17 protein-coding genes are annotated in these 21,108 nt (G+C 69.5%); 10 read left to right on the top strand and 7 right to left on the bottom strand.

The window, feature by feature from the left end; translation table 11 throughout:
- Positions 1-2: 2 nt before the first annotated feature.
- Entirely contained in the window at positions 3-2,672 is a 2,670-nt protein-coding gene (locus JJ691_RS53110) for a helix-turn-helix transcriptional regulator (protein WP_305873700.1), read from the bottom strand.
- A gap of 285 nt (positions 2,673-2,957) precedes the next feature.
- Here JJ691_RS53110 and JJ691_RS33030 point away from each other — a divergent pair, with 285 nt between their 5' ends.
- The 4 genes from JJ691_RS33030 (at position 2,958) to JJ691_RS33015 (ending at position 6,828) form a co-directional block, all read left to right on the top strand.
- Positions 2,958-3,128, top strand: coding sequence for a cation transporter dimerization domain-containing protein (locus JJ691_RS33030; RefSeq protein WP_211763500.1), 171 nt, complete (start codon positions 2,958-2,960; stop codon positions 3,126-3,128).
- 1,228 nt (positions 3,129-4,356) lie between these two features.
- Positions 4,357-4,770, top strand: a complete 414-nt coding sequence (locus tag JJ691_RS33025; protein WP_211763499.1) for a RidA family protein — start codon at positions 4,357-4,359, stop codon at positions 4,768-4,770.
- Positions 4,767-5,885 carry an aminotransferase class V-fold PLP-dependent enzyme gene (locus JJ691_RS33020; protein ID WP_249227164.1) on the top strand — a complete coding sequence of 373 codons (1,119 nt, stop codon included), beginning with the start codon at positions 4,767-4,769 and terminating at the stop codon, positions 5,883-5,885. Before JJ691_RS33025 ends, JJ691_RS33020 begins: the two co-directional genes overlap by 4 nt.
- Before the next feature lie 94 nt (positions 5,886-5,979).
- Entirely contained in the window at positions 5,980-6,828 is an 849-nt protein-coding gene (locus tag JJ691_RS33015) for an IclR family transcriptional regulator (protein ID WP_211763498.1), read from the top strand.
- Here JJ691_RS33015 and JJ691_RS33010 read toward each other — a convergent pair.
- From JJ691_RS33010 to JJ691_RS32990, 5 genes are all read right to left on the bottom strand, one after another.
- Positions 6,797-7,687, bottom strand: a complete 891-nt coding sequence (locus JJ691_RS33010; RefSeq protein ID WP_211763497.1) for a LysR family transcriptional regulator — start codon at positions 7,685-7,687, stop codon at positions 6,797-6,799. The genes JJ691_RS33015 and JJ691_RS33010 overlap by 32 nt on opposite strands.
- A 71-nt stretch (positions 7,688-7,758) precedes the next feature.
- Positions 7,759-9,507: a CocE/NonD family hydrolase gene (locus JJ691_RS33005; protein ID WP_211763496.1), complete on the bottom strand. Its 1,749-nt coding sequence runs from the start codon at positions 9,505-9,507 to the stop codon at positions 7,759-7,761.
- Positions 9,504-10,991 (bottom strand): CocE/NonD family hydrolase, encoded by a 1,488-nt coding sequence (locus JJ691_RS33000; protein ID WP_211763495.1) that lies wholly within the window; start codon positions 10,989-10,991, stop codon positions 9,504-9,506. The genes JJ691_RS33005 and JJ691_RS33000 overlap by 4 nt, the downstream gene beginning before the upstream one ends.
- Positions 10,964-11,383, bottom strand: coding sequence for an AtuA-related protein (locus JJ691_RS32995; protein WP_249227163.1), 420 nt, complete (start codon positions 11,381-11,383; stop codon positions 10,964-10,966). The genes JJ691_RS33000 and JJ691_RS32995 overlap by 28 nt, the downstream gene beginning before the upstream one ends.
- Before the next feature lies 1 nt (position 11,384).
- Positions 11,385-12,722, bottom strand: coding sequence for an acyclic terpene utilization AtuA family protein (locus tag JJ691_RS32990; RefSeq protein ID WP_211763494.1), 1,338 nt, complete (start codon positions 12,720-12,722; stop codon positions 11,385-11,387).
- A 193-nt stretch (positions 12,723-12,915) separates the two neighbouring features.
- On the opposite strand from JJ691_RS32990, the gene JJ691_RS32985 reads away from it, so the two are divergent.
- From JJ691_RS32985 to JJ691_RS32970, 4 genes are all read left to right on the top strand, one after another.
- Positions 12,916-13,989 carry a helix-turn-helix domain-containing protein gene (locus JJ691_RS32985; RefSeq protein WP_211763493.1) on the top strand — a complete coding sequence of 358 codons (1,074 nt, stop codon included), beginning with the start codon at positions 12,916-12,918 and terminating at the stop codon, positions 13,987-13,989.
- 70 nt (positions 13,990-14,059) lie between these two features.
- The gene (locus tag JJ691_RS32980; RefSeq protein WP_211763492.1) at positions 14,060-14,962 is read left to right on the top strand and encodes an MFS transporter; all 903 of its coding nucleotides are present in this window, start codon (positions 14,060-14,062) and stop codon (positions 14,960-14,962) included.
- Between the two features lie 67 nt (positions 14,963-15,029).
- A complete protein-coding gene (locus JJ691_RS32975) occupies positions 15,030-15,497 on the top strand; it encodes a MarR family winged helix-turn-helix transcriptional regulator (RefSeq protein ID WP_211763491.1) in 468 nt (155 codons plus the stop codon).
- Between the two features lie 203 nt (positions 15,498-15,700).
- Positions 15,701-18,487, top strand: a complete 2,787-nt coding sequence (locus JJ691_RS32970) for a helix-turn-helix transcriptional regulator (RefSeq protein ID WP_256449312.1) — start codon at positions 15,701-15,703, stop codon at positions 18,485-18,487.
- Positions 18,488-18,494: 7 nt separating this feature from the next.
- On the opposite strand, the gene JJ691_RS32965 is transcribed toward JJ691_RS32970, so the two are convergent.
- Positions 18,495-19,295: an SDR family NAD(P)-dependent oxidoreductase gene (locus tag JJ691_RS32965; RefSeq protein ID WP_211763490.1), complete on the bottom strand. Its 801-nt coding sequence runs from the start codon at positions 19,293-19,295 to the stop codon at positions 18,495-18,497.
- A 335-nt stretch (positions 19,296-19,630) separates the two neighbouring features.
- On the opposite strand from JJ691_RS32965, the gene JJ691_RS32960 reads away from it, so the two are divergent.
- Together JJ691_RS32960 and JJ691_RS32955 are read left to right on the top strand one after the other, a co-directional pair.
- Positions 19,631-20,470 (top strand): alpha/beta fold hydrolase, encoded by an 840-nt coding sequence (locus JJ691_RS32960; protein ID WP_211763489.1) that lies wholly within the window; start codon positions 19,631-19,633, stop codon positions 20,468-20,470.
- Between the two features lie 73 nt (positions 20,471-20,543).
- Positions 20,544-21,080, top strand: coding sequence for a DUF302 domain-containing protein (locus tag JJ691_RS32955; protein ID WP_211763488.1), 537 nt, complete (start codon positions 20,544-20,546; stop codon positions 21,078-21,080).
- Positions 21,081-21,108 lie beyond the last annotated feature (28 nt).

Below are 21,108 nucleotides of genomic sequence, written 5' to 3'. Positions count from 1 at the left end.
TCTCAGAGCAGGCGCAGGTTGACTGCCCACTCGATGGCCTCCGTGCGCGACGTCACCCCGAGCTTGCGGTAGACCGACTGAAGGTGGGTCTTCACCGTGCCACGCGAAACGTAGAGAGCTGCGGCGATCTGCGCGTAGGTGCTGGTCGGCAGCAGCTTCAGGACGCGCAGCTCGGCGGGAGTCAGCGGCTCGGCCGTCCGGCGGCGGTGCCAGGAGGCGTGCGGCTGTGCGGCGCGCACCTCACGGGCCGCGGCGGTCAGCCGCTCGGTGAACGGGTCCGGGTACGGTGACGTCCAATGTCCGACCAGGTACTCGGTCACCTGTGGTGCGGTGGCGACGACGGTGTTGCAGAATCCGCCGAGGCGGGCTGTGTGGAGCGCACCAGCCAGGATGTTGACAGTCATGGGGTCGCTGCGGCTGATCGCAGTGGCGGCCAGCAGAAGTTGGCGGATCAGGGCGCGCCGCGGCGTTAGCTTCCCCGGCGGCGACTGCAGGTGTTGTTGTGCGGTGTGGTGATCGCCGGCAGCGAGCGCGATCTGGGCCAGCAGCTGGGCGCGGCGGACGGCCGGCAGGCGTCCGGCGAGCTGGGTGGGGGTGCTCGGATCGCCAAGCGACAGCCGCAGCAGCGCCTCCAGCTCATCGGCGTGGGCCAGCAGCACCGACTCGGTCCCGGCTAGCACCAGCCGCGCCGCCTCGATGCTGGTCAGCGCCTCGCGGACCTGCCCTCGGGCAGCCCAGATCCCAGCCTGGTCCAGCAGCGCCAGGAACTGGAAGGCCGGCCGCCTCCGCTCCGATATCGACAGGGCCTGCTCGGTGAGGTGCTCAGCGGCGTCGAGGTCACGGCGCTCCAGCGCCAGGCCGGCCAACGCACGCAGGCAGTCCACGGCGAACAAGTGCTGGCCGAATCCCAGCCGCCTGGCCTCCGCCTCGGCTGTCCTGGCGGCATCGGCGGCCTGCGCCAGGTGGCCGGCCTCCAGCCAGGCCACCGCCCGCGCACCGGGTACCAGCACCAGCTTGACCGGTTCGGTGAACTCTGGCGCGGCAAGCGCCGCCGCTGCCTCACGCTCCACCGCCTCGTAGTCCTCCAGCCACGTATAGGCGCGCAGGAGGACCATCGGGACGGCGACGTTCCAGTCGCCGCGGAGCCGCGTCCGTTCCTCGGCGGCCCGGGCAGCGAGGGTTTCAGCTGCGGCCTCGTCCGCTTGGCCGGTCAGCATCCAGCGCAGTGCCCATGCCGCCGCAAGCCGGGCCGCCAGCTCCGAGTCGGGCGGGATCGCCGGCTGGGCGCGCTCCAGCAGGTCGAGGTACTCGCCGCCGCGAACCGAGTCGCCCGACAACAGCAGATCAGTGGCCAGGCCCAGAAGCCGGTCGGGGGCATCCACCAGCCGCGATGGGGCGATCATGCTCAGATCCAGCGGTGGTAGCAGCGTCGGGTCGCTTTGGAAGCCGGTGAAGACCCGGTCCCGCAGCAGGGCCACCGCCCGGTCGGCTTGCTTCGCGGCGAGCAGATGGCGCGCCGCGCGCCGCACATCACCCGTTGACTCGAACCATTCCCCGGCCTGTAGCTGCGCCTGCTGTTCCCGCCCCCGGTCCCTGGCCCGCAGACGGGCGCGAAGAAGCTGGCGTACCAGATGGTGGTAGCGGAAGCTGGTTCGCTCCTCATCGAGGGCGACCAGGAACACGTTGGCCGCATCGATGCTGTGCAGCAGCGTCGCAGCGTCGTGTCTGCCGGTGACCACCGCGCACGCGTCCGCGGTCAGCTCGCTGAGGACGGAGGTGTCGAGCATGAACTGGGCCGCCTCGGCTGGCTGCTGCTCCAGGACCTCCTCGACGAAGTACCGGGCGGTCGCGTGGCGGAGGACCTCCGGGGCCCTCGCCGCCCACGCCGGGTCGCTGGTGCCGCGCAGCGACAGTGCCGCCATCTGCAGGGCGGCGGCCCATCCCTCGCTGCGCTGATGTAGCAGCGCAAGGTCCGCCGAGGCGACCTGCACACCGAAGTTGGCCAGCAGGTGCCCGCTTTCGGCCAGCGAGAAACGCAGGTCACGGTCCCGCAGTTCGCAGAGTTCACCGGTCATCCGCAGCCGGTGCAGCCGCAGCGGCGGGTCCATGCGGCTGGCCAGCACCAGCTGGACGGTCTCGGCCGGCCAGCGCTCGACCAGAGTGGTCACATCCCGGGCGGCCGGGCCCGCCGCGTACTGGAATTCATCCACAACGATCGCCGACTCGGCGGGCAGGTTCGCGGCATCGTTGACGATCGACGCCGTGACATCGGCCAAGACGACCTCGTCCATCGCCAGCAGTCCGGCGGCCTCGGCGCCGAACCACGGCACCCAAACCCGAATTGCCTCGATGAACCCGGCCCAGAACCGAACCGGGTCGGTGTCGGCCACATCGCATGACAGCCAGGAAGTGAGGCCTGCTGGCCGTGCCGCCGCCCAGCTCGCCAGCAACAGGCTCTTGCCCGTCCCCGCCGCTCCCACCACAAGGGTCAGCCGCTGGCTGGCGCCGGCCAGCAGCCGGTCGTGCAGCGCCGATCTGGTGACCAGCGTGGTGGGCAGGGGCGCCGGCCGGAACTTCGTTGCCGCGAACCGTGTGCCGCGTGAGGTGGGTCGCTCCGTCGTCGCGCTCTCTACCGCGGGACGACCCTCGTGGCGGTTCCCTGCTCTATCCAAGGCCTCGTTGGTCGCTACGCGCGGCGTGTCGACGCCCGACCCCTTCCGGCTCTGCTCATCTCGCACTAGCTGGCTCCTACGGCCCCCGCTCGCCGTCGTGCCGCCATTCCACCTCGCATCGGGGCCGCAGCCCTCACTCGCAAGGGATGAATCGTCGGGTTGTCCCCTCCAGGGATCGCGTTTCCCGATCGACAAGAGTTTGTCTATGGGGATCTCGGGGCATGTGCTCGTTCCGGTCCGCCAAGCTGTGCGTGCCGAAAACCACGTCTATCCAGGTCGAGCGGCATGTCGGTAGCCGCCGACGCCACGCTCACCGTCGAGCAGGCGCACCGCATCGCACGCGATGTCGAGCACGAACTCGTGCACTCCGTGCCCCGGCCGGCCACCGCCACTGTCCACACCGGACCCGTCAGCGCCGCCGAGGCGGCACACGACACCCTCGCACATCACCGCTGAACTTGGCTGGATGGTTGATGGCGCCATCGGCACGGACGAAGCAACGATGACGCCATCGCAAGCTGGCGCGCGCTGAGTCGCGTCGAGGCCGCGACCGGAGCATGCTGTGGCGCAAGGGATTGCATGCGCTTCACACTGGATCGTCTGGAGCAAAAATGGAGCAGGGATGTGTGTTGAACCTACATTGAACCCGCACTGTACGGCACTCAAGTGCAGTGACTGCAACGGGTTTGACGTGGTGATTCTCTGTTTCCGCAGGTCGGGATCACTGCCCAAACCAGACTGGCAGTGTGAGGGTCAGGGGTTCGAGTCCCCTCAGCTCCACAATTGAAAGTTATTCCAGATTCACCCCTGGACCTGCGGAAAGCGGGACTAGGGGTGATCTTGTATTTGTGTCCCAAGTGGATAATTGCACGTTCAAGTGGAGCCAATCTGGAGCGGGTGTCAGGATTCCCGCGAAACAGGGTCAGGATTCTGCTCCAGCTGCATGTCACCCGCTCGGGGATTCTTTGCCACGAATCTCTCACGCGCCCGTTGACGTGTCCGTCGGGTCTGTGGGGACCCAGTTGCGGCGTGACCGGTTTCGACGCCGCTACGGCCCACTCAGCATGGTCCGGGACGTGGCAGTCGACCATGTTCCAGGCCCGTTGGGGCGGTGACCGCACAGGGCATCACCTTCAGGCGGGGGCGAGCAGGTGTGACACGCTGGAACGCCCATCCCAGTCGCTCGTCCTGACCTCGTCATGCTCCCCACCTCGACAAGATGCTCAGCCGTGCCGAGAGGAACAGGAACGCGTGCCAAGAGCCAGCTGGAAGGTCAGGTCCGCCGGGTCGCCGCAGTAGTCAGCGCCGGCCCGCAGGACCTCGCAACCGGTGAGACCGCCGAGGATTCGGCCGCCGTTGGCAACCGGTGTCGATCGTGGTGTGTGCCACATCGTCGGAGCATTGTCGGGATGTTGAGCACTCGCCGAGGGGCACCCATTGGCGGCACACCCGCACTTGACTACATGAAACAGTCCATCGAACGGACGGTCACGTGACCTCGACCCGTCGCCCAGCCCGCGCGGCTCGTAGCGTTCGCCTTCGGATTTCAGATAGTCGACGGAATGATCGCCCTGCTTCGGAAGTGACGTCTCTGTGACGAGACTGCGGTGCGTCCGCCCGCAGGCACACGTTCGATCCACGCAGCACATGGCGCCGAGGCGCGACCGATCCGAGGAGGATGACGATGACGATCAAGCGCTGGACACCCTCGTTGATCGGCCCGCCGGTGGGCCAGTACAGCCACCTCGCCATGGCCCCCGCGAACCGGGACATGCTGTTCATCGCCGGGCAGGTCGGCACTCTGCCCGACGGCAGCCTCGCAGGGCTTGATGCCGAGGCGCAGTCCCGGCAGATCCATGACAACATCGAGGCCCTGTTGCGGTCCGCAGGCGGCAGCCCGGCCGACCTGGTCAAGATCTTCACGATGGTCGCCGGCAGCGAACACGTCGCAGGGACGCGGGCCGGGCGGATCGAGCATTTCGCCCGCTGGTTCCCCGGGGGCGACTGGCCCACCCAGTCCCTGATCGTGGTGAGCGCGCTGGCAGCGCCGGAGATCGTCGTCGAGGTCGAGGCCATCGCCGCGATCCCGAGCCGATGACCGGCCCGAGGAGAGAGCAGACCATGGCAGTCACACCGGCGCGTTTTCGTGCGCTCTTTCCCGCGCTGCGCTCATCGATCTGGCTCGACACCCCGGGGTCGCCGCCGGCCGCGCGACCCGTCACCGCGGCGCTGCGGGACGTGCTCGACGACTGGGACAGCGGATCGTTCTCCTGGATCAACTGGGACGGCGCGGCGGATCGCGCGCGTACCAGGTTCGCTTCCTACCTGGGAGTCGACGCAGGGCAGGTCGCCGCGGTCGGATCGGTCGCGGAGGCCGCGGCGACGGTGGCGCGCTCGGTGCCGCCGGGCCGGGTCGTCGTGCCCGAACAGGAGTTCCGCAGCGCCTCCTTCCCCTGGTACGAGCGGCACGAAGTGGTCACCGTCGCCCCGCGGGACGGCGTGACCCGCACCGAGGACCTGATCGACGCCCTCGACGAACGGTGCAGGATGCTCGTGGTCAGCGCGATCACCTCGCGCGACGGTCAGCGACTCGACCTGGCGGCGTTGCGCGCCGCCAGCGACGCGGTCGGCGCGCAGATGTTCATCGATCTCACCCAGTCGCTGGGGGTGCTCGCGGTCGACGACGACACGATGCGGGCTGACTACCTGGCGGTCCATGGCTACAAATGGATGCTGGCGCCCCGCGGAGCCGCATGGCTGGTAGCCCGCACGGACCGCTGCGCCGGATTGCGCCCGCTCGCCGCGAACTGGCACTCCACCACCCGGCCCCTTGGCTACTTCGGCGGCCCGCCGGACCTCGCTCCCGATGCCTCCCGGTGCGACGCCTCGCCAGCCTGGTTCGCGTGGCTGGGCGCAGTCGCCGCCCTGGATCTGCTCCGCACCCTGCCCGCGGCCCGAGTGCAGCGACACTGCGTGGACCTCGCCCAGGAACTCGTCCGGGGCGCTGCCGAATTCGGGATGCATCCCCTCGCCACGACAGCCTCGCACATCGTCGTGTTTCCCACTCGCACGCCCGATCGGATCGCGGCCGAGCTAGTTGCGGCCGGTGTCCGTGCGACGGTGTCGGCCGACCGCGTCCGGTTCGGGGTGCACTACTTCAACGAGGCGTCCGATATCGACAGCGTCCTGGCGGCGTTGCGCCGCGCCCACTGAGTCCGGGCGCGCAGCCCCACAATGTTCAGATAATGGAAATCGAGGTCTGCTCGGCCTGACCGCGCCGACCCGACACGGAAGGGATGCGGCGGTGATGACCGAGACCACGACCGGGCGCGGCACGACCCTGCTCACCCTCGAACGCGGTCTCGACCTGCTGGAGGCCGTGGCCGCGGCCGACGGCAACACCACGGCCAAGATGCTCAGCCGCTCCCTCGGGCTCAAGATCGGAACCTGCTATCACCTGCTACGCACACTGGTGGGGTCCGGGCACCTCGTCCGGATGCCGGGCGGCCGCTACGACATCGGGCCCCGATCGGCGTCGCTGAGCAGGCACCTACAGCGGCGATCAGGGCCGTCGCCGGAGCTGGCCGTCATTCTGACGCGCCTGCACAACAAGACCCAGGAGACCGCTTACCTGGCCGGGTGGCACCATGGGGCGCTCGTGCTCCAGCATTACCTGACCGGTCGGCAGGCGCTGCGGGTGGCGAATCTCGACGTCGGGTACGCGTCGCACATGCACGCCCGCGCGTCGTGCAAGGCAGTGCTCGCCTTTCTGCCTCACGAGCAGGTGTCCGCCCTGTTCAATGGCGTCGAGCTGGCCGCGATCACCGCGAAGACCGTCACGGACCTTGACGAGCTGTTCGCCGAACTCGCGGCCGTCCGTCGACAGGGTCACGCCATCGACGACGAGGAGTTCGAAGAGGGGATCTCCTGCGTCGCGGCCCCCTTCTTCACCGTCGGCGGCGACCCGGCCGGCGCCTTCACCGTCGCCGCGCCGACCACCCGTTTCGTCCGCCGGAAAACGCACCTCATCACCGAGGTCCGCGAGGCAGCCGCGATGGCCACCGGTCTGCTGCGCACCGGGCGGCTCAGCGTGCCCTCCTGCGTCGCCACACCCGCGCCTCCGGTCAGGTCCGGGTGGCCCGCACGATCTGGTTGACGAGTCGTTGGACGGCGGCGGGGTACCTGTCCTCGCTGCGGCGGTGTACGGCGATCTTCCGAACTATCAACGGGTTCCGCAACGGGCGCGTCACGACGGTGGTGGCCGACAACAGGGGCAGCACCAACTCGGGCATGGCGCTGACGCCGAGCCCGGCGGCGACCATGCCGCCGGCGGTCGCGACGGTCCTGGTCTCCAGGCGGCGCGTGGGCTCAATCCCGGCCTGGGCGAACGCGAGGTCGGTCAGGCGCCGGATGCTGCTGTCCGGACTGAAGGCGATGAAGGACTCGCCGGCGAAGTCCGGCCAGGACAGGTCGTCGAGGGCGGCCAGCGCGTGCTCGGGCGGCAACACCGCGACGAGCGGGTCGTCGATCAGCTGCTCGAGTGCGAACGCCGTCGACGCCGGGCCGACCTCGGTGATCGCGATGTCGGCTTCGCCACGCTGGAGCATGGCCAGCACGTGCTCGTTGGTTCCGTCGGCGAGCCGCACCTGGACGCTCGGATGTTCGGTGAGATAGCCGGACAGGGCTGACGGCATCAGCACGGCGGCGATGGACGGCAGCACGGCGACGGTGACCTGTTCACGTTCGCCGGCCCGATAGTCCACGAACCGGCCCATCTCGCGTCGGTAGGTGGTGAGGATCTCGGTGGCGGCGCGCAGGAGTTCCTTGCCGTCGTCGGTGAGCTCCACCGAGCGGGTCGTGCGTTCGAGCAGTGCCGTGCGCAGCTTGCGCTCCAGCTCGCTGATGGTCCGGCTGATCACCGGCTGGCTGACGACGAGCTCGGTGGCCGCCGTGGTGAAGGACCGGGTGCGGGCCACAGCGACGAAGATCTCCAGCTGGCGCAGCGTCAGGTCCACCGCGAGAGGGTACAAGTCGGCCACGGACGAGTGAGACAGCGTGTCGTCGCCGGCCGGCCCGGGTCACCGGTTCACCGCGGTTGGGCGGGAATCACCGGCAGCACGATGCTGCTCGGGTGCAGCCTGCCCCGGTGGATCGCCTGATGTGCGACACGGACGTCCGGGCCGGTGTCGACGCCGAGCGGATTGCCGGTGTTCGGGTTCGGCTCCCACTCGGGGAAACTGCTGGACGACAGGCGGAGACCGACACGGTGACCGGCGAACAGCACGGCGCTGGTCGCGGCCAGGTCGATCGTGAAGTGGTACACGGCGCCGGGCACCAGGGGCATCGTGACGCCCGAGTGCCTGGCCCGCACGGCTCCCTCGCAGAGGTTCACCCAGCGCCCGTCAGGGCGGACGTCGAGCAGCAGGGCCGTGAAGTCGGTGTCCGGGGCGTCGGTGCCCGCCCACAGGTCCATCGTCACCGGGCCGGTCAGCTCGACGTCCTCGGTCAGCACGGGAGAGAGGTAGTCGAGCAGGTCGTCGCGTTCGCCGACGGCACGCTGGTCCAGCGGGCCTGGCTGCTCGCCGCCCGCCCCGAGCAGACGGCCACCCAAGGTGGGCACGGGATCGGCCGGGTCGAAGGTGAACCGGTCGACGTCGTGGTCGTCGGCGGGCGGCTCCGGCAGCAGTCGCCCGTCGGACCTGAGGTACCACCGGGTGTACTCGGTGCGCGCCAGCGGCCACTCCCGCTCGTCCCGCCAGACGTTGCTGCCCATGACGAAGATCCGCACCGGCGGCCGGTTCGCAGCGGGTTCGTCGCACAGCTGCTCCCGGAACCAGTTGGCCCGCACCTGGGCGAGGTCGATCGCCGCGTCGGTGCCGAAGGCGATGTCGCCGACCGTGGAGTTGCCGGGATGCCAGTGGTCCCACGGTCCGATCAGCAGCCGCTGCCCCTGCCGGGCCCGCTCGGTGGGCGCCTGCCGGCGCATGCCGGTGTAGTGGCGCAGCGTCGCGCCGAGGTGGATGTCGTACCAACTGCCGATGTGCAGTGCCGGCAGGTCGATCGCGCCGTAGTGGGTGGTCGGGTTGACGCGCAGCCAGTGCGAGTCCGTCCGCGACTCGTGCTCGAACAGCTCGTCCAACCAGGTCGCCCGGCCGTGCCAGAGCGGGTTGTCGCGGATCGGACGCCGCCGCAGCACCTTCTCCACCGCGGCCCGCAGCCGGCGCCGGATCCTGTCGAGCCGGTTTGGATCGTCCGACTGGGCCGCGTCGTAGGACTCGGCCGACAACTCGCGCAGGTTCGCCAGTTCGTCGTCCTGGATACCCCACTCCGCCGCCATCGCGGCGACGACGAACACGGTCCAGCCCAGGCGTAACGCGAGCCGGAACGCGCCCCCAGAGTCGAACATGCCCTCCCAGTAGTCCGCGGCACACGCCTCAGGCGCGATGGCGACCAGGTGCGGTGGCCGCGCCTGCGCCGCGAGCCACTGGGTGTTGCCCGAGTAGGAGGCGCCGAACATGCCGACCCGGCCGTTGCACCAGGGTTGCGCGGCGGCCCACTCGACGGCGTCGAAGCCGTCCTCGACGTCGGAGTGCACGTAGATCCACTCGCCCTCGGAGCCGAACCGGCCCCGGCAGTGCTGCGCCACCACCGCGAAACCCTCGGTGGCGAGCCGTTCCGGGCTCGCCGCCCGCACCACCTGATCCCCGTACGGAGTGCGGAACAGCAGCGCCGGCAGCGGCTCGTCGGTCGCGGGCCGCCACACGTCGGTCAGCAGACACGCCCCGTCCCGCATGGGGACGCGCAGTCCGTGCTCGACGACGATGCCCACGGTCACGAGACCGCCCGAAAACCGAGCTGGGTAGCCGATGTGCCGAGCTCGACGCTGACCGTGCCAGGCAGATCCTCGGACTCGATCTGCGGGTAGTCTTCGCTGGAGATCGTCAGCCGCAGCGTGTGCCCGGCCGCGACACGATGGTGCGTCGGCCACATCGGGATGGTGAGCGAGTAGAACGTGCCCGCCACGACCGGCACCCGCTGCTCGTGGCCCTCGCGGTGGCTCGCCTTCAGCCAGCCGTTGCTGACCCGCGTGACGACGCCGTCCTGGTCGACGTCGTCCAGCACGACCGCGATGTTCCCGTCCTCGCCGGTGAACGCCGCTCGCACGGTCATCTCGATGCCGCCGACCACAACGACGTCATGGTCGAGACGCGGCGTGCCGAACTGGACGTTTTCCTTGCCGGCCTCGAACTGCGCGATGGACGCGGCGCCGGGGTCGGCGCCGAGCAGGCCACCGACCGCCGGGAACCAGGACAGCGCGCTCGATTCCGCCGGAGGCCAGGTCGAGTACTGCCGCCATCCGTGCTCCGGCATCTCGTACGACGTCACCTTTGCCTGGGGGAGCGGGGTCGGCAGATCGGCCAGCCAGTGGTCCCACCACGCGAGATAGCAGGCCGATGCGATGTCCTCCCGCTGCCCCGGCACCATGCCGTGCTCCCACGGGCCGGCCACCATCCAGGTGTTTGCCTCGCGGGCGACGAAGTTCTGCACCATGGCGTCCCGGTAGGGGTCGAGCCAACCGCCGACGTCGAGCACCGGGACGGTCAGCTTGTCCCACCGGGCCTTGACACTGCGTTCGCGCCAGAATTCGTCGTAGAGCGGATGCTGCGGGTAGATGTCCAAAGTGTCCGGTGCGGTGGTCTGCTGCCAGTCGCGGATGCGGGCGTTGTAGATGCCGCCGCGATAGATGGTGTTCTCGTACCAGTCGCTGATGGCTTGGACCGCAATGACGGCGACCAGGTGCGGCGGCTGGTTCACCGCGCACAGCAGCGTGTTGTGGCCACCGTAGCTGACGCCCATCTGGCCGACCTTGCCGGTGGAGAACGGCTGGACGGCGAGCCACTCGACCAGATCGTAGCTGTCTTCCTGCTCCTGTCGGCCGAAGGGCACCACGTGACCGGGTGTGCCGCCGGAACCGCGCACCGACGCGACGGCGGCCACGTACCCGCGTTCCACGAAGTGCCGGGCACCGCCGCCGAAGATCTGCCGGGCGTTGTAGGCGTTGAAGTCGTACACGATGCCGGGGAAGCGTCCGTCCGCCGGCTCGCCGTCCGGACCCGCGGGCCGGTACAGGTCGCACACCAGGTAGCTGCCGTCGCGGGTGGGGACCTGGATCGTCTCGATGTGCACGCCGTGCGTCGCCGGCCGGTCGTAGGCGAAGAACAGGTCCTGCTCGGCGATCGTGGCCGTCGGGCCGCCGGCGGCCATCGATCCGGCTTTGACGAAGGCCTCGATCATCTCGGCGGAGATCGGTGATGACATTGGTCGCTCCCCAGCTGTGGTGTCGTGTGACTCATGTTCGAACCAACTCGCGCGTGTGGTGGGCCGGAGTCCCGGCTATCGCCCGATCGGGGCTCCGGCACCTCCATCTCCAGCAGCGACGAGGAAAGGCTCTTGCCGTGCACGTCGAGATCGAGCGTTCGCGTCACGCCGCCCAACGCCTGGCGCAGCACGAACTTCAAGGCGTGGAGCTGGGGCAGTTCGTACCGCTCCACCACGCCGAAGGCGATGTCCGCGAAGTGCTCGCGGACGCGTTCGATCGTGACGTGCCGGCGTAAGTGCTCGAAGTCCTCCGCCCGATACGGGATGACCGTGATGTCCGACGTCGTCCCCTTGTCCCCGGCCCGGGCGTGGGCCAGCAGGTGCAACCGCATCTCATACCTCCACAAAGGACACTTCGACGGCGACAGCGTCCCTCGGCAGGAGGACCGACTCGACGGCAACGACCCGCTCGGCCCGTCGCGTGGCGCCGCCGCCACCCGCGGGACCGTTCAGCCACAACGCACTGACCTCGTGACCGATGTGCCTCGCCGCGTCGACCGTGTCGGTCCGGCCGGCGACCCGAACGCGGACCTCAAGGGGCTCAACCGATTCGGTGATCCGGCCGCGGCGCACGGCGTCGACACCGATCAGCTCGAACCGCATCTGCTCCACCGGGAACCCGGCGTGCAGGAGCCGTTCCCGGACGACGTCGAGGGCCAACCGGCCGCGGGCGGTCGCATTGGCCCCGGTGTAGGAGATCTGTCCCTCGCCGAGGCAGCCGTCCAGGTAGCCGACGGAGACCTTCAACTGCTCGGTCCGGGCCCGACCGGTCGCACCGGTGACGCGAACCCGGTCCGGACCGATTTCGACGAGCTGGACACCGGTGAAGTCCGCGACGGCGTCGGCGGAGACATAGGCGGCCGGGTCGTGCACCTCGTAGAGGAGTTGTTCGGTGCAGGTGCGGAGATCCACGCGGCCCCCGGTGCCGGCGACCTTGGTCACGACGAAGGCTCCGTCCGCGGTCACCTTGGCAATGGGGCAGCCAAGGCGAGCGAGCGCCGGCACGTCCTTGTAGCCGGGGTCCGCGAAGTACCCGCCCGTCACCTGAGCCCCGCACTCCAGCAGATGACCGAGGCAGATTCCCTTGCCCAGCAGGTCCCAGTCGTCGAACGCCCAGTTGAATTCGTGCACGAGCGGCGCCAGGTACAACGAGGGGTCCGAGGTTCGGCCGGTGATCACGACGTCGGCGCCCGCGTCCAGTGCCCGCACGATACCCTCGCAGCCGAGGTAGGCGTTGGCCGAGATCACCTCGCCGTCGAGCGACGCGACCGTGCCCGGCCGGTCCAGCAGGGGCAGGGCGCCGGCCGCTACGATATCGAGGACGTCGTCGCCGGTGACCGCGGCGATCCGCAGCTCCGTGAGCCCTAGGCGACGCGCGACGCGGGCCACGACTTCGGCGGCCGCGGCCGGGTTGGCGGCCCCCATGTTGGTGATGATCCTGGTGCCATGGGCGGCGCAGGCCGGCAGCACCGCCTCCATCCGGTCACGCAGCCACTCGTTGTACCCGGCGCCGGGATCACGCAGCCGGTCCAGCTGGGCGAGCGCGACGGTCCGTTCCGCGAGGCACTCGAAGACCAGGTAGTCCAGCTCGCCCCGCTCGGCCAGTTCCACGGCCGGCTCGATGCGGTCGTCGGCGAAACCGGCGCCGGAGCCGATCCGTAGTGTTCGCACGAGTCCATCGTGGACACTCCCGGTTGCCCGGACAACTTCCGATTTCACATGCGTTCATGTGCCGAGGCTATGACCGCTGGTCGGCCGCGTGATCCATAGCCGGAGGTCATAAGTCCATGCGTAATCGGCAATTGTCCGGCACGGGCAGCTGCTCGACGATGGGAGGATCCTGACGACAAAGGAGTGCTGTGCCATGGGCGGTCCTCGTGGGGAGGTGGCGCCGGACCAGCTGAGCGAGGACGACCTCGCGCTGCTCCATGCCCTCCAGTTGTGGCCGAGAGCCAGTTGGACCGCGCTCGCGCCGATCCTGTCCAGTTCGCCGTCGGTGCTGGCGGCGCGGTGGAATCGCTTGCGGAGCAACAACCTGGCGTGGGTGTACGCCTACCCGCTCGGCGGCGTCGCCCGTGGCAGCCGGCAGGTCGCGGTCGTCGAGGTGGATTGTGCGTCCGGTGTCGCCGTAGAAGTGGCTCGGGAGCTGGAAACGCGGCCGTACGTCCGTGGTCTGGACTTCGCGGCCAGCGGCCGGCACCTGATGCTCGTTGTCACCGCCAAGTCGTTCACGCGGATGTCTTCGCACATAGTCGACGAGTTGGCGCGCATACCTGGCGTTGCGTCCACCCGGTCGCACCTGTCCGCACACATGCACGTCGAGGGGCGGCAGTGGCGGCTTGATGCGCTCGACCCGCGCCAGCAGGCGGCGGTCGAGGCCGCGGCGCACTGCGCCGCACCGGACATCCGCGACAGCGCGTTCATCGATCTCGGCTCCGAGGCTTACGCCCCGCTGTTGTCCGTGCTCGGCATCGACGGCCGGGCCACCGCCACCGACATCGCCGAACGAATCGGGCGGCCCGCGTCGACCGTGCGCCGCCAGCTCGGTCTGCTGCTGCGGGCCGGCGCGTTGGCGATGAGGTGCGAGATGTCCCAGCAGCACACCCGATGGCCCGTCAGCGTCACGTGGTGGTTGCGTGCGCCACATGCCGTCACCGCCACGGTGGTGGCGAGGCTGCGCGCCGAGCGGAGGATCCGAATGTGCATGTCCGTTGCGGGGACGGCAAATCTCGTTGTGACGGCGTGGACGGCTGATCTCGCCGACCTCATGCGATTGCAGGCCGCGGTCGAGAGCATGCTGCCGTCCAATGGCATCGTCGACACGTCGGTGAGCCTGCGCACCCGCAAACGCTCCGGCTGGCTGCTGGCCCCGGATGGCCGCCTCGATCGGTCACATTCCTCACCGGTCTGCGGTCGAATGAGCGAATCCACCGGATGAGCGGGTTTTTTCGGCCGGTGGCCCTACCTTCGTGCGGTCAGTCACCAGGTTCGGCGAGCGGAGGCACCCCATGACCACCGAGACCGTCCAAACCGGACAATCGGTGCGCGCCGCCGTCGGCGTGCTGGTGTTCGTCGAGCTGGTCAGCGGTCTGACGCAGGGCATGACGCCGGCGCTGGTGCCGCAGCTGGGCCGGGAACTGGACATCCCGACGGCGAGCCTGAACTGGATCCTTTCCGTGGAGCTGCTGTCGGCCGCCGTCTGCGTGCCGATCTTCAGCCGGCTCGGCGACCTGCACGGCCACCGTCGGCTGCTGCGGGTCAGCCTGCTGTTGGTGCTGCTGGGCGCCGCGTTGTTCGCGTTCGCCCCCACCTTCGCCCTCATGCTGGTGGGGCAGGCCGTGCTCGGCCCGGTCGCGGCGTTGCTGCCACTGGAGCTGGCCATCGTGCGCGACCGGCTCGATCCGGCCCGGGCGCGCGGCGCCGTCGGTCTGCTGCTGGCCGGCGCGACGATCGGCGGCTTCGCCGGATTCACCGTCGCCGGCTTCGCGCATTCGGCGACCGGCAGCGTGCGCGGCGCGCTGGCGGTGCCGGTGGTGCTGCTCGGTCTCTGCGTGGTGGTCTCTTTCCTTCTGGTGCCGGACAGCACGGTTCGCGCCGCGGGCCGCATCGACTGGGCCGGCTCGGTGACGGTCAGCGCCGGCCTCGCCCTGCTGCTGTGGACGCTCGGCGACGCGGCCAGCAGGCCGCCGCAGGCCACGGCTGGCCTGCTGGCTGTGGCCCTGGCCCTGCTGGCCGCGTGGGTGGTGATCGAATTGCGCTCGACGTGCCCGCTGGTCGACATCCGCGCCGTGGTCCGTCCGGCGCTGCTGCGCGGCTACCTGGCGATGTTCGTGGTCGGCGTCCCGCTCGTCGGCTCTCAGACCATCGGGCTGACGTTCCGGAAGTGGACGGGTTGGCTTCGGATCGTATGACATCGGATCATCTGACTCACACTGATCTGCCCCTGGAAGATCCCGCGATGGATGGTATGGTCGGGCGGTGTCGCCGAAGAGCAATCGCCACGATGCGGCGCCGCTGCCCGACGCCACGTCGGCGAGCGGCGACCTGACCTGGCTGGCCTACCGGGCAGCGGCAGCGCTCGGCGACGCGTTCAACGAGGTCTCGCGGGACGCGGGGCTGGCCGATCTGCGCGACTGGCTCGTGCTGGCACTGATAAGCAAGGGCCCGGAGCGCACGCAGCTGGAGATCGCCACGGAACTCGGTGTCGACAAGACCACCTTGGTGTCGATTCTCGACCGGTTGGAGCGCGGCGGGCTCGTCGTCCGCACACTCTCCGCCCGTGACCGGCGCGTGCGCATCCCCGAGGCGACAGCGAAAGGTATCGAGGTGATGGAACAGGTCGCCATCGCTCGGGACACGGCGATCAGCCGTCGTCTGGCCGCGATTCCCACCCGTGACCACGCGAAGTTCCACGCGATGCTGTGGAGCATCGTTCAGAATCGCTGAGAGCACGACCTTGGAACGACTGCTTGAGCGGCCAGGTCCGCGCAGTAGCTGACGTCGGCGCTCCGCGTGCCAGGCGTGAAGGATCCGTGCGTTGAAGACCAGAAGTGAACATCGGCGAATCGCTTGGGGACGGTTCAGCCCGCGAGACTGGGGGACAGGCAGGGAATTCTCGATGGGTCGCGTGGGCAGGGGAGTGTGATCTGGTGAGCGACATCGGCCTTTTCGAGCATGCTGGCGTTGATTCCCTTGTGGGACGTGGCGTGGAGCTCGAACGCATCCGCGGCTTCCTCGCCGCCGCGGATCGGGGCGGGGCGCTGCTGCTGTCGGGGTCGGCCGGGGTGGGCAAGACCGTTCTGCTCAACGCCGTGGCCGACGCCGCGGTCGCGAGTGGATCGCGGGTCCTGCGTGCCGCCGGTGTCGAGTTCGAGGCCGACGTGAGCTATTCCGGGCTGAACCAGGTCCTCCTACCCCTCTACGAGGCGTTCGGGGAACTCGACGCGCCGCACGCCGACGCGCTGCGAGTAGCCCTCGGTTTCGGGAATGGATCACCGCCTGAGCGGCTCGTCGTGTCGAACGCGACGCTCATGCTCCTGCGCCACGTGGCCGACACCGTCCCGATGCTGCTGATCGTCGACGATCTGCCGTGGCTCGACCGCGCCAGCGCTGCCGTGCTGGGCTTCGTCGCCCGCAGGCTCAACGGCACCCGCGTCACCTTTCTCGGCGCCATGCGCTCGGGAAGCGAGACCTTCTTCAACCGCGGTGGCCTGCCCGAGTACGAGGTGCCGCCGTTGGACGGGGAGTCCTCCCGGCTCCTGCTCGACACCCGGTTCCCGACGCTGGCCGCTCAAGTGCGTCAACGACTGCTGTCGGTGGCCGAAGGCAACCCGCTGGCCCTGCTCGAGTTGCCCACGGCGCTGAGTGGGGAGCAGCGCGTGTCCCTGCGGAGCCTGCCCGCGGTGCTGCCGCTCAGCCAGCGGCTCCAGGCGCTGTTCGCCTCGCGGGTGGCCGTTCTCTCCCTCGCCGCACGGCGGTTGTTGCTGCTCGCGACACTGGAGGGAACCGGTGATCTCGCGGCCTTGCAGGCGTCGGCGCGGCAGGCCGGCTACGAGTCCGACCTCGAGGAACTCGCCTCGGCCGAGCAGGACCGGCTGGTGGCGTTCGACGAAGGCACGCGCCGGCTCGTCTTCCGGCACCCCTTGATCAGGTCGGCGGTCGTGGACGCCTGCCCGTGCGCCGAGCGCCGAGCCGCCCATCGAGCGTTGGCCCAAGTGCTCGTGAGCCACCCCGAGCGGCGGGCCTGGCACCTCGGCGAGGCGTCGGTCGAGCCGGACGAACAGGTGGCCGGCCTGTTGGAACAGGCGGCCCGTCGCATCGGGGCTCGTGGCGACGCCATCGGCGCGGTCGCGGCGCTGGTGCGGGCGGCCGATCTGAGCCCCCACGGCTCGAATCGCGCTCGCCGGCTCGCCGAGGCCGCCTACATCGGCGCCGACGCGACCGGGCAGCTGCGCAACGCCTCGGAACTGCTCCAAGGCGCCCGTTTGGCCGACCCGGAGCTGATGGGGTCCCTGCACTCCGCCGCCGCCGCGGTCTTCCTGATCATCAACGGTGACGGGGACATCAACACCGCCCACCGGCTGCTGGCCGGCGCCATCGAGTCCGGCCTGCACCGCTACGACGCCAAGGACGGCGCGCTTATCGAAGCGCTCCACCTGCTGCTGCTCCTCTGCTTCTTCAGCGGCCGCGCGGAGCTGTGGCAACCGTTGTACGCGACGCTGCGACGCCTGCGACCGGAGCCGCCCGCCCTGCTGTCGGTGGCGGCCAAGACCTTCTCCGATCCGGCCCGTTCCGGCGCCGAGGCGCTGGGCCAGCTGGAGTCCGTGCTCAGCGACCTACAGAAGGAAACCGACCCCGGCCGCATCGTTCGCGCCGGCACCGGCTCGCTCTACCTCGACCGCCTGGCGGATGTCCGCGAGCCGTCATGGCGAGTTGTTCGTCAAGGGCGCGACGGCGGTCCGCCACGCCGGCACATCGGCGCGCTGATGCACCTGTGCCTGGACGACTACCTCACCGGCCGGTGGGACGAATGCCTGGAACTGGCCGACGAGGGAACCCAGTTGTGCCAGGACTCCGGGTACCACTTCTTCACCTGGTACTTCTGGTACTGCCGAGCCGTCGTCGCCGCGCCCCGCGGCGACGACGAAGCGGTTGACCGCCTGACCGACCAGATCATTCGCTGGGCCACACCACGTGGAGTGGGGGTAGCGCTGCACTACGCCCGACACGTCCGCACAGTCGCCGAATCGGGCCGCGGTGACTTCGAAAGCGCCTACCAGAACGCGACGGCGATCAGCCCGGCGGGCACACTCGCCTCCCACGTGCCGCATGCGTTGTGGGTGGCGTTGGACGTCGTCGAAGCCGCGGTGCGGACGGACCGGCACACAGTCGCCGTCGCTCACGTACGTGCCATGCGGGAGGCCGACATCGCCGCGCTGTCCCCGCGGCTGAGCCTGCTCGCCGCCGGTTCGGCGGCGTTGTGCGCCACCGACGACGACGAGGCGGTGCGCCTGTTCGAGGAGGCGCTGGAGATGCCGGGCGTCGAAAGGTGGCCTTTCGAGCTGGCCCGCGTGCAACTGGCGTACGGAGAACGGCTGCGACGCGCCCGGGCGAACGCCGACTCCCGCGAGCCGCTGCGGCTGGCTCACGACGCCTTCACGCTGCTCGGCGCCAGTCCCTGGGCGGATCGTGCCGTCAAGGAGCTGCGTGCCACCGGATGGGGCGCACCGAACACCACACCGAGCGGAGAAGTGCTCACGCCTCAGGAGCGGGAGATAGCGGATCTCGCGGCGTCCGGATTGAGCAACAAACAGATCGCCGAGCGCCTGTACCTCTCGCACCGGACCATCGGCGCACACCTGTACCAGATCTTTCCGAAGCTCGGGATCGCCTCCAGAGCCGCGCTTCGCGACGCGCTCTCGGCCCTGGAGAAATGAAACCACCTCACCACACTGCGCCCTGGTCGGATCCGCCGCTGGGCCGACCGGGAGCGATCCTCAGCGGCCTGGTGCCCTTGGGGCTGTCGACGAGGGCCGCGATGGCCTGGGCCGTGCGGGCGACGTCCGTGCCGGTAAGCGCCTGCCCGGCCAGCTTCGAGTCCACCCGGCGGACCAGGCCGGGGTATCGACCCTCATACGCCTGAACGGTCTCGGCGTCGTCCGGGTGGACCGTGCGAACGCGCGGGCCGGTCTCGGGGACCAAGAAATCGGGGAGGACGATCGTGGTCTCCACCCCGAACTCGGTCAGTTCCCTGGCGTAACTGGCCGCGAGATGGTCGATCATCGTGACGGCCTCGGAGTGCAGCGCAAGGTAGGGCGTGCCCGCGGCCTTGTGGTTCATGGGCACCAGCCACACCAGCAGGCCCTCCTGCCGGTCGCGCATCTGCGGCAGCACGGAACGGTTGACGCGCTGAGTGGTCAGCACATGCGCGTCGTAGATCTGCGCAAGCTGGTACGGGGTGAAGGACTCGAGCGGCCCCAGGGGCACCGGGCCGACGGCGTGGACCACCGCGTCGATTCTGCCGGCTTCTTTCAAGATGTCACTGACCGCGGTGGAGACCGAGCGCTGATCGGCGACGTCCAAGGAGATGAGGCGCAGTCGCGGGCCGCGCACGTTCGGCTCGGTTGGGTGGACGACGGCCGGGTCGATACCCGCGTACGCGATGTGGCCTGAACCGGCCAGCGCGCTGGCGGTGGCGGCTCCGATCTCACTGGAAGCCCCGGTAACAAGGACGATCTGGGACATGGTTCTCCTCGTTACTGTTCGGCAGACCAGGAAAGCGGCGCGGTAGCTGTCCCATCAGTGTCGGCATTGCGGAATCCGTCCGCATGAGTCGAATGACTGTCGCCGAGACTGCGGCTCGCCGATCCGGCACGGGACATGGAATGCCCTGGCAGCGTCGGTTTTCGTCGCCTCGCCGTGGCTGACGCGACCCGATGGCACAGACGAATGACTGCCTCGTGCGCAGTGTCGTGCCGCCCGGCGATGGTCTTCCGACGGAAGCGGCCGCCCGCCGATCCCGGCGAAGCTGTCGACCAGCGCCGGGAGGCGACTTCCCCGGCAGACACGAGAGGAAAGACATGGCAGTGAGTTTTGCCCAAGCACGGACCGAGACCGTGGACGTCGACGGAACGCCGTTCGCGTACCGCGAGTTGGGTCCGACCGCCGGCGTCCCACTGGTGTTGCTGAACCACATCACCGCGGTGCTCGACGACTGGGACCCCGCCGTGGTGGACGGCTGCGCGGCGGAACGACGGGTCATCGTGGTGGATCTCCGCGGCGTCGGCGGCTCCGGCGGCACCACTCCCGACAGCGTCGAGGCGATGGCCGCCGACACGGTGGCCTTCCTGACGGCTCTCGGGCTGGACACGGCCGACCTGCTCGGCTTCTCCCTCGGTGGCATGGTGGCGCAGGTGGTCGCCCAGCAGCGACCCGACGTGGTCCGGCGGATCGTCCTGGCCGGCACCGCGCCCGCCGGTGATGAAGGCCCTGCCGCCTGGGGCACCGGCCTGCAAAGTGCTTTCGGGAAGGCCGACGCGGAAGGCAAGCACCCCAAGCACTTCCTCTTCTTCTCGCCGACGGCGTCCAGCCAGGCTGCCGCGGATGCCTTTCTCGCCCGCCTGGACGAGCGTGCCGAGGACCGAGACACGCCCGTGACGAACGAGACGATCGGCGCCCAACTGGCCGCGGCCGCGAAATGGGAGCAGAGCGGCTCACCCGCCGGTCTGGCCGATGTGGGCAAGCCCGTCCTGGTCGTCAACGGCGACAACGACATTCTGGTGCCGACGATCAGTTCGTTCCGCCTCGCGCAGCTGCTGCCCAACGCCACGTTGAGCATCTACCCGAACGCGGGCCACGGCGGGATCTTCCAGCACCACGACCTGTTCGTGCGGCAGGTGCTGGAGTTCCTCCGCGACTGACCCCGCCGTCCTTGCCTGTCTCCCCGGTGTCGCCGACCCGGCCACAGCAATGACCAGCAAAGGAGGAAACGCCATGTCCGCCAGCGATTCCCGCCCCGTCCAGACCGTCGCACACGTGGTGCGCCGCTTGGCCATCCCCGTCACGGCAACCTTTTCCGAGTTCCGGGACAGCTACGAACGGGCGGTGCCGGCGCTCGACGCCGCCCGCATCGAGCAGCTCAAGCGGGACCAGGCCAGTTGGGACCTCGTCCGGCAGGCGACTGACGAGAACGCCCCATACAGCTTCATCAGGTACTGGGGCACCGATGTCGGCTCGCTGATGGCACTGGCCGCCGAATCGCGGCCGTGCACGGAGTACTTGATGGGCAATCACGTCTTCGCCCAGCGCATGTTCCGGCACGACCCCGCGGTGATGCTCTACGCGCCGTTGCGCACCGCGATCTACGTGGACCGCGACGAGCACACCTGGTTCGCGATCGACCAGCCCAGCACCCGGTTCGGCAGCTTCCATGATCCGCGCATCGCCCAGGTGGGAGAGGAACTCGACGCCAAGCTGGCCGCGCTCCTCGAACACCTCGGCCTGTCGGTGCCCGCCGAACTCGTCGCCTGACGCCCGCCACCTCGCCACACCTGGCTTC

This window comes from Kutzneria sp. CA-103260 (genome assembly GCF_018263855.1).
GTDB lineage: Bacteria > Actinomycetota > Actinomycetes > Mycobacteriales > Pseudonocardiaceae > Kutzneria.
The sequence above is the reverse complement of the archived record's forward strand: the minus strand, read 5'-3'. Positions and strand labels throughout refer to the sequence as shown.

Bases quoted from the DNA above. Each gene is read 5' to 3' on its own strand.
- JJ691_RS32965 (WP_211763490.1), bottom strand. From the start codon at position 19,295: ATGTCCCAGATCGTCCTTGTTACCGGGGCTTCCAGTGAGATCGGAGCC.
- JJ691_RS33000 (WP_211763495.1), bottom strand. From the start codon at position 10,991: ATGTCATCACCGATCTCCGCCGAGATGATCGAGGCCTTCGTCAAAGCC.
- JJ691_RS33020 (WP_249227164.1), top strand. From the start codon at position 4,767: ATGACCGGCCCGAGGAGAGAGCAGACCATGGCAGTCACACCGGCGCGT.
- JJ691_RS33025 (WP_211763499.1), top strand. From the start codon at position 4,357: ATGACGATCAAGCGCTGGACACCCTCGTTGATCGGCCCGCCGGTGGGC.
- JJ691_RS32960 (WP_211763489.1), top strand. From the start codon at position 19,631: ATGGCAGTGAGTTTTGCCCAAGCACGGACCGAGACCGTGGACGTCGAC.
- JJ691_RS33015 (WP_211763498.1), top strand. From the start codon at position 5,980: ATGACCGAGACCACGACCGGGCGCGGCACGACCCTGCTCACCCTCGAA.
- JJ691_RS32980 (WP_211763492.1), top strand. From the start codon at position 14,060: ATGACCACCGAGACCGTCCAAACCGGACAATCGGTGCGCGCCGCCGTC.
- JJ691_RS32985 (WP_211763493.1), top strand. From the start codon at position 12,916: ATGGGCGGTCCTCGTGGGGAGGTGGCGCCGGACCAGCTGAGCGAGGAC.
- JJ691_RS32955 (WP_211763488.1), top strand. From the start codon at position 20,544: ATGTCCGCCAGCGATTCCCGCCCCGTCCAGACCGTCGCACACGTGGTG.
- JJ691_RS32995 (WP_249227163.1), bottom strand. From the start codon at position 11,383: ATGCGGTTGCACCTGCTGGCCCACGCCCGGGCCGGGGACAAGGGGACG.
- JJ691_RS33030 (WP_211763500.1), top strand. From the start codon at position 2,958: ATGTCGGTAGCCGCCGACGCCACGCTCACCGTCGAGCAGGCGCACCGC.